This is a genomic window from Salipiger sp. HF18, from assembly GCF_011806505.1.
Taxonomy (GTDB): Bacteria; Pseudomonadota; Alphaproteobacteria; order Rhodobacterales; family Rhodobacteraceae; genus Salipiger; species Salipiger thiooxidans.
In genome coordinates this window covers 1-6,017 of the sequence record NZ_JAATOS010000247.1, presented here as the reverse complement: position 1 = coordinate 6,017, position 6,017 = coordinate 1, and the positions used below count along the sequence as shown (strand labels likewise).

General features: G+C 68.2%; 6 protein-coding genes and 1 pseudogene. All 7 read left to right on the top strand.

The window, feature by feature from the left end; translation table 11 throughout:
* Positions 1 to 396, top strand: a 396-nt coding sequence (locus tag HC022_RS17350) for a biotin--[acetyl-CoA-carboxylase] ligase (protein WP_368484688.1), incomplete at its 5' end; no start/stop codon positions are given.
* Between the two features lie 13 nt (positions 397 to 409).
* Positions 410 to 1,189, top strand: coding sequence for a type III pantothenate kinase (locus HC022_RS17345; protein ID WP_167453266.1), 780 nt, complete (start codon positions 410 to 412; stop codon positions 1,187 to 1,189).
* Positions 1,186 to 2,853 (top strand): ribonuclease J, encoded by a 1,668-nt coding sequence (locus HC022_RS17340; RefSeq protein WP_167453265.1) that lies wholly within the window; start codon positions 1,186 to 1,188, stop codon positions 2,851 to 2,853. The genes HC022_RS17345 and HC022_RS17340 overlap by 4 nt, the downstream gene beginning before the upstream one ends.
* 39 nt (positions 2,854 to 2,892) lie before the next feature.
* Entirely contained in the window at positions 2,893 to 3,462 is a 570-nt protein-coding gene (locus tag HC022_RS17335; RefSeq protein WP_167453264.1) for a helix-turn-helix domain-containing protein, read from the top strand.
* Between the two features lie 91 nt (positions 3,463 to 3,553).
* Entirely contained in the window at positions 3,554 to 4,741 is a 1,188-nt protein-coding gene (locus tag HC022_RS17330) for a glycine C-acetyltransferase (protein WP_167453263.1), read from the top strand.
* A complete protein-coding gene (tdh, locus tag HC022_RS17325; RefSeq protein WP_167453262.1) occupies positions 4,738 to 5,775 on the top strand; it encodes an L-threonine 3-dehydrogenase in 1,038 nt (345 codons plus the stop codon). The genes HC022_RS17330 and tdh overlap by 4 nt, the downstream gene beginning before the upstream one ends.
* A 102-nt stretch (positions 5,776 to 5,877) precedes the next feature.
* Positions 5,878 to 6,017, top strand: a pseudogene (locus HC022_RS29270) (paraquat-inducible protein A); the annotation flags it as partial.

The following is a 6,017-nucleotide window of genomic DNA, read 5'->3' as shown; positions in this document are numbered from 1 at the left end:
CTCGAGAGCCTCGGCCAACGGCGCGGCGTCGCGCATCTGGCCATCGGCATCGGCGTGAACCTCGCGGAGGCGCCCGACGCGGGCGAGGTCGAGCCCGGCGCGCTGCGCCCGGTGTCTCTGCTCTCCGAGTCCGGCGTGCTGATCGATCCCGAGAGCTTCCTCGACCTGCTGGCCACGAGCTACGCCGAGCACGAGGCGCGCTTTGCCACCTATGGCTTCAGCCCGCTGCGCGAGGCGTGGCTGGCGCGGGCCGCACGGCTCGGCGAGGTGATCACCGCGCGCAGCGGCACCGCCGAGACCGTCGGCACTTTCGAGACCGTCGACGAGCGTGGCAACCTGATCCTGACCACCCGCGGCGGCCGGCAGGCCATTGCCGCGGCAGACGTGTTCTTCTGAGGGAGAGAGCGACATGCTTCTGGCGATCGACTGCGGCAATACCAACACGGTCTTCTCGATCTGGGACGGCGAGAAGTTCCTCGCCACGTGGCGCACCTCGACCGAGCACCAGCGCACGGCCGACCAGTACTACGTCTGGCTCTCGACGCTGATAGCCTTCCAGAAGATCGAGGCCGACATCACCGACGTGATCATCTCGTCGACGGTGCCGCGCGTGGTCTTCAACCTCCGCGTCCTCGCCGACCGCTATTTCAACACGCGCCCCTACGTGGTGGGCAAGCCCGATTGCCTGCTGCCGGTGGACGCGCGCGTCGATGTCGGCACGAATGTCGGCCCCGACCGCCTTGTAAACACGGTGGCGGGGTACGATCTATACGGCGGCGACCTGATCGTGGTCGACTTCGGCACCGCCACCACCTTCGACGTGGTGGCCAGTGACGGCGCCTATATCGGCGGCGGCCTCGCGCCCGGCGGGGACCTCAGCCTCGAGGCGCTGCACCTTGCCGCCGCCGCCCTGCCGCACGTTGACATCTCCAAACCGCAGCGGGTGGTGGGCACCAACACCGTCGCCTGCATGCAATCCGGCGTCTTCTGGGGCTACATCGGCCTCGTCCGTGAAATCTGCGACCGCATCAAGGCCGAACGCGACCGGCCGATGAAGGTCATCTCGACAGGTGGGCTGGCACCGCTTTTCCAGCAATCCGAAGACCTTTTCGACGAGTGGGTGGATGCGCTCACGATGCATGGTCTGACCGTCATCCACGACTACAACAAGAGGCAGGAGTCCTCATGACCACACAACGTATCATCTATCTGCCCCTCGGCGGGGCGGGCGAAATCGGCATGAACTGCTATGTCTACGGCTACGGCGAGCCCGGGGCCGAGCGGCTCATCGTCGTCGACCTCGGCGTGGCGTTCCCTGACATGGACACCACCCCCGGCGTCAACATCATCTTCGCCGACATCGCCTGGCTCGAGCAGAACCGCGAGCGCATCGAGGCGGTGTTCATCACCCACGCGCACGAGGACCACATCGGCGCCGTCGGCCACTGCTTCGAGCGGCTTGGCGTGCGCATCTACGCGCGTGCCTTCACCGCCAACCTCGCGCGGCAGAAGCTGGCGGAATACGGCTACTCGGAAGAGACTGTGAAGACCTGCTCGAAGTGGCCCGAGACCACCAAGCTGGGCCCGTTCGAGGTGGGCTTCCTGCCGATCTCGCACTCGATCCCGGAGAGCTCGGCGCTGGTCATCGACACGCCCGGCGGCCGGGTGATCCACTCGGGCGACTTCAAGCTCGACCCGAGCCCCGTGGTGGGCGAGGCCTTCGATCCCGAGCTCTGGGCCGAGGTCTCGGCGGGCGGCGTCAAGGCGCTCGTCTGCGACTCCACCAACGTGTTCTCGCCCAACCCCGGCCGCTCGGAATCCGAGGTCGGCCCCAACATCGAGGAGCTGGTCTCGGCCGCGCCGCAGATGGTCGTCGCCACCACCTTTGCCTCGAACGTGGCGCGGGTGAAGACGCTGGCCGAGGCGGGCTCCAAGGCGGGCCGCTCGATCTGCCTGCTGGGCCGCGCCATGCGCCGGATGATCGAGGCCGCCATCGAGACCGGCGTGCTGACCGGCTTCCCCAAGGTGGTCAGCCCCGAGGAAGCGGCGGAGATCCCGCGCGACAACCTGATGCTGATCGTCACCGGCAGCCAGGGCGAACGCCGCGCCGCCTCGGCGCAGCTGTCGCGGGGCAAGTACAACGGCATCGAGCTGAAGGAAGGCGACCTGTTCCTGTTCTCGTCGAAGACCATTCCGGGCAACGAAAAGGACGTCATCCGCATCATGAACAACTTCTCCGAGCGCGGGGTAGACGTGGTCGATGACTCGGGCGGCAAGTACCACGTCTCGGGCCACGCCAACGGGCCGGACCTTGTGCGCCTGCACGACATCGTGTCGCCGCAGATCGTCATCCCCATGCACGGCGAGCACCGCCACCTGCGCGAGCACGTGAAGCTTGCCAAGGCGCGGGGCCGGGCCGGGGTGCTGGCGGTCAACGGCATGATGATCGACCTCTCCGGCAACGAGCCCACGGTGGCCGAATGGATCGACGCGGGCCGCACCTACCTCGACGGGTCGGTGCAGATCGGCGCGCTCGACGGCATCGTGCGCGACCGCATCCGGATGGCGCTCAACGGCCATGTCATCGTGACCGTGATCCTCGACGAAGACGACGAGCCGCTCGGCGAGCCGTGGTGCGAGGTCATGGGCCTGCCCGAGATCGGCCGCAGCAACGCGCCGCTGGTCGACGTGCTGGAAGAGGACCTGAGCCAGTACCTTGGCCGGGCGGGCGACAAGGCGCTTCGTGACGACGACAAGCTCGAAGAGGACATGCGCCGGACCGTGCGCAACTCTTCGCAGAACGAGATCGGCAAGAAGCCCGAGGTCACCGTCATCGTCAGCCGCCTGAACTGAGCGTTGACGGCGGCCTCCGGGTCGGTCATGCCATCCGTCATGACGGATCATGATGCAGACGCGGTGCTCGGCCGCATTCCCGGACGGCTGAAGGACGCGCGGCAGGCCAAGGGCCTGTCGCTCGACGCCGTGGCGAAGCTGTCGGGCGTGAGCCGCTCGATGGTGAGCCAGATCGAGCGCGGCGAATCCAACCCCACCGTGGCGACGCTCTGGAACCTCACCCGCGCGTTGCAGGTGGATTTCGCCGGGCTTCTCGACCTCGGGGCGCCGGCCCGCGCAATCGAGGTCATCCGCGCCGATCAGGCGCCGGTGATCACCGGCCACGGGCTGGGCTGCCACATCACCATCCTCTCCGAGCCCGGCAAGGTCGGCAGCTACGAGGTCTACGACATCCGTTTCGACGCCGGTGGCGCGCTGGAGAGCGAGCCGCACGGGCAGGGCGCGCGCGAGCATCTGACGGTGATCGAGGGCGCGCTGACCATCCGCTCGGGCGAGGCCGAGGACACGCTTCGCACGGGCGACACCGCGCGCTATGCGGCGGACGTGGCGCATGCCATCCGTGATTGCGGAGAGGGCGCGCGCTGCTTCCTCATCGTCGAGACGCCATAACGGACAGAGTTCCGTGATAGCGTATCTTTTATATTGACCGATAATCCGCGATGGCGGACAAGAGACGCACACCACGACGGGAGTGCGACTCATGGCCCAAGCTTTTCTGACCCACCTGCGCGACACCCTCGCCGAGATCGAGGCCGAGGGGCTGATGAAGACCGAGCGGCTCATCACCTCGCCGCAGGGCACCCGCGTCGGCGTCGACGGGCGCGAGCTCATCAATCTCTGCGCCAACAACTACCTCGGGCTGGCCGACCATCCGGCGCTGATCGAGGCGGCCGGGCGGGCGATGCACGACCACGGCTACGGCATGGCCTCGGTGCGCTTCATCTGTGGCACGCAGGATCTGCACCGCGCGCTCGAGCAGCGGCTGGCGGCCTTTCTCGGCACTGACGACAGCATCCTCTTCGCCGCCTGCTTCGACGCCAACGGGGCGCTCTTCGAGCCGCTGCTGGGGCCCGAGGACGCGGTGATCTCGGACGCGCTGAACCATGCCTCGATCATCGACGGCATCCGGCTCTGCAAGGCGAAGCGCTATCGCTACGCCAATTCCGACATGGACGACCTCGAGGCGCAGCTGATGGCCGCCCGCGCCGATGGGGCGCGGCACATCATGATCGCCACCGACGGCGTGTTCTCGATGGACGGCTATCTCGCGAAGCTGCCCGAAATCCGGGCGCTGGCCGACCGTTACGACGCGCTCCTGATGGTCGACGACTGCCACGCCACCGGGTTCATGGGGCCGAAGGGGCAGGGGACGCCGATGCACTTCGGGGTGCGGGCGGACATCCTCACCGGCACGCTGGGCAAGGCGCTTGGCGGCGCGCTTGGCGGATACATCGCCGGCCCGCAGGAGGTGGTGGACCTGCTGCGCCAGCGGGCGCGGCCTTACCTTTTCTCCAACGCGCTGCCGCCTGCGGTGGTGGCTGCCGGGCTCGCCGCGCTGGATCTGGTCGAGCAGGGCGACGACCTGCGCGCGCAGCTCTTCGAGAACGCCCGCTACTGGCGCGAGGGGCTCACAACGGCGGGGTTCGACCTGCTTCAGGGTGAGCACCCGATCGTTCCGGTCATGCTCTATGACGCCCGCAAGGCGCAGGCCATGGCGCAGCGGCTCTACGAGCTCGGCGTCTACGTTTCGGGCTTCTTCTTCCCCGTGGTGCCCAAGGGTCGTGCCCGCATCCGCACCCAGATGAACGCGGCGCTCACCCGCGCCGACCTCGACGATGCCCTTGCCGCCTTCGCGCAGGCGGGCCGCGACACCGGAGTCCTGACATGACCAACCAGATGCTTGCCCTCGAGAAGTCGAAGCCCGAGACCGGCCTGTGGATGGTCGAGGCGCCGGTGCCCGAGATCGGACCCGAGGATGTTCTTATTCGGATCAACAAGACCGGCATCTGCGGCACCGACATCCACATCTGGAACTGGGACGCCTGGGCGCAGCGCACGGTGCCGGTGCCGCTCATCACCGGGCACGAGTTCGCGGGCGAAATCGTCGAGCTGGGCCGCGACGTGCGCGGGCTCGAGATCGGCCAGCGCTGTTCGGGCGAGGGACACCTGATCGGCCACCAGAGCCGCCAGAGCCGCTCCGGGCGCTTCCATCTCGACCCCGAGACGCGCGGCATCGGGGTGAACGAGCAGGGGGCCTTTGCCGAGTACCTGCGCCTGCCGGCCTTCAATGGGGTGCCGCTGCCCGGGGCGGTGGACGACGAGATCGGTGCCATCCTCGACCCGCTGGGCAACGCCGTGCACACGGCGCTGAGCTACGACCTCGTGGGCGAGGACGTGCTGATCACCGGCGCGGGGCCCATCGGCATCATGGCGGCCGCCGTGGCGCGCCACGTGGGGGCCCGGCACGTGGTCATCACCGACGTGAACCCGGCGCGGCTCGAGCTTGCCGCAAAGGTCGCCGACGTGGTGCCGGTGAACGTGGCCGAGGAGGACCTGCGCGACGTCATCGACCGGCTGAAGATGAAGGAGGGCTTCGACGTGGGCCTCGAGATGTCCGGCAACCAGGCGGCGCTCGACCAGATGGTCGAAAGCCTGGTGATGGGCGGGCGCATTGCGCTTCTGGGCATTCCGCCGGGCAAGAGCCCGGTCGACTGGTCGCGCATCGTGTTCAAGGCGATCACCCTCAAGGGCATCTACGGCCGTGAGATATTCGAGACCTGGTACAAGATGATCGCGATGCTCGAGAACGGGCTCGACGTGCGCCGCGTGATCACCCACCGCTTCAGCGCCCGCGACTTCCGCGAGGGCTTCGAGACCATGCGCAGCGGGGTCTCGGGCAAGGTCGTCCTGGACTGGCGCTGAGGCGCCCGCCCGCCGCCCGCGGCTGGTCGCCGGAACACACCCGGCGGCATGCTGCGGCGCGGCCACTTTCCCCGCACTGCCCATCGCTCTAGATTGAGCCGCATGACAGCCGAATCCCCGGCCGAGCTGCCCGCGCCCGAGGCGCTTATGGCCTGCCCCTCCTGCGATGCACTTTACGTCGAACGCCCTGTGGCGCCCGGCGAGACGGCGCGTTGCCTGCGCTGTCACGAGGTGCTCGAGGC

Excerpts from the sequence above, each read along its gene's own strand:
- HC022_RS17345 (WP_167453266.1), top strand. The coding sequence starts at position 410 with ATGCTTCTGGCGATCGACTGCGGCAATACCAACACGGTCTTCTCGATC.
- HC022_RS17340 (WP_167453265.1), top strand. The coding sequence starts at position 1,186 with ATGACCACACAACGTATCATCTATCTGCCCCTCGGCGGGGCGGGCGAA.
- HC022_RS17335 (WP_167453264.1), top strand. The coding sequence starts at position 2,893 with ATGACGGATCATGATGCAGACGCGGTGCTCGGCCGCATTCCCGGACGG.
- HC022_RS17330 (WP_167453263.1), top strand. The coding sequence starts at position 3,554 with ATGGCCCAAGCTTTTCTGACCCACCTGCGCGACACCCTCGCCGAGATC.
- tdh (WP_167453262.1), top strand. The coding sequence starts at position 4,738 with ATGACCAACCAGATGCTTGCCCTCGAGAAGTCGAAGCCCGAGACCGGC.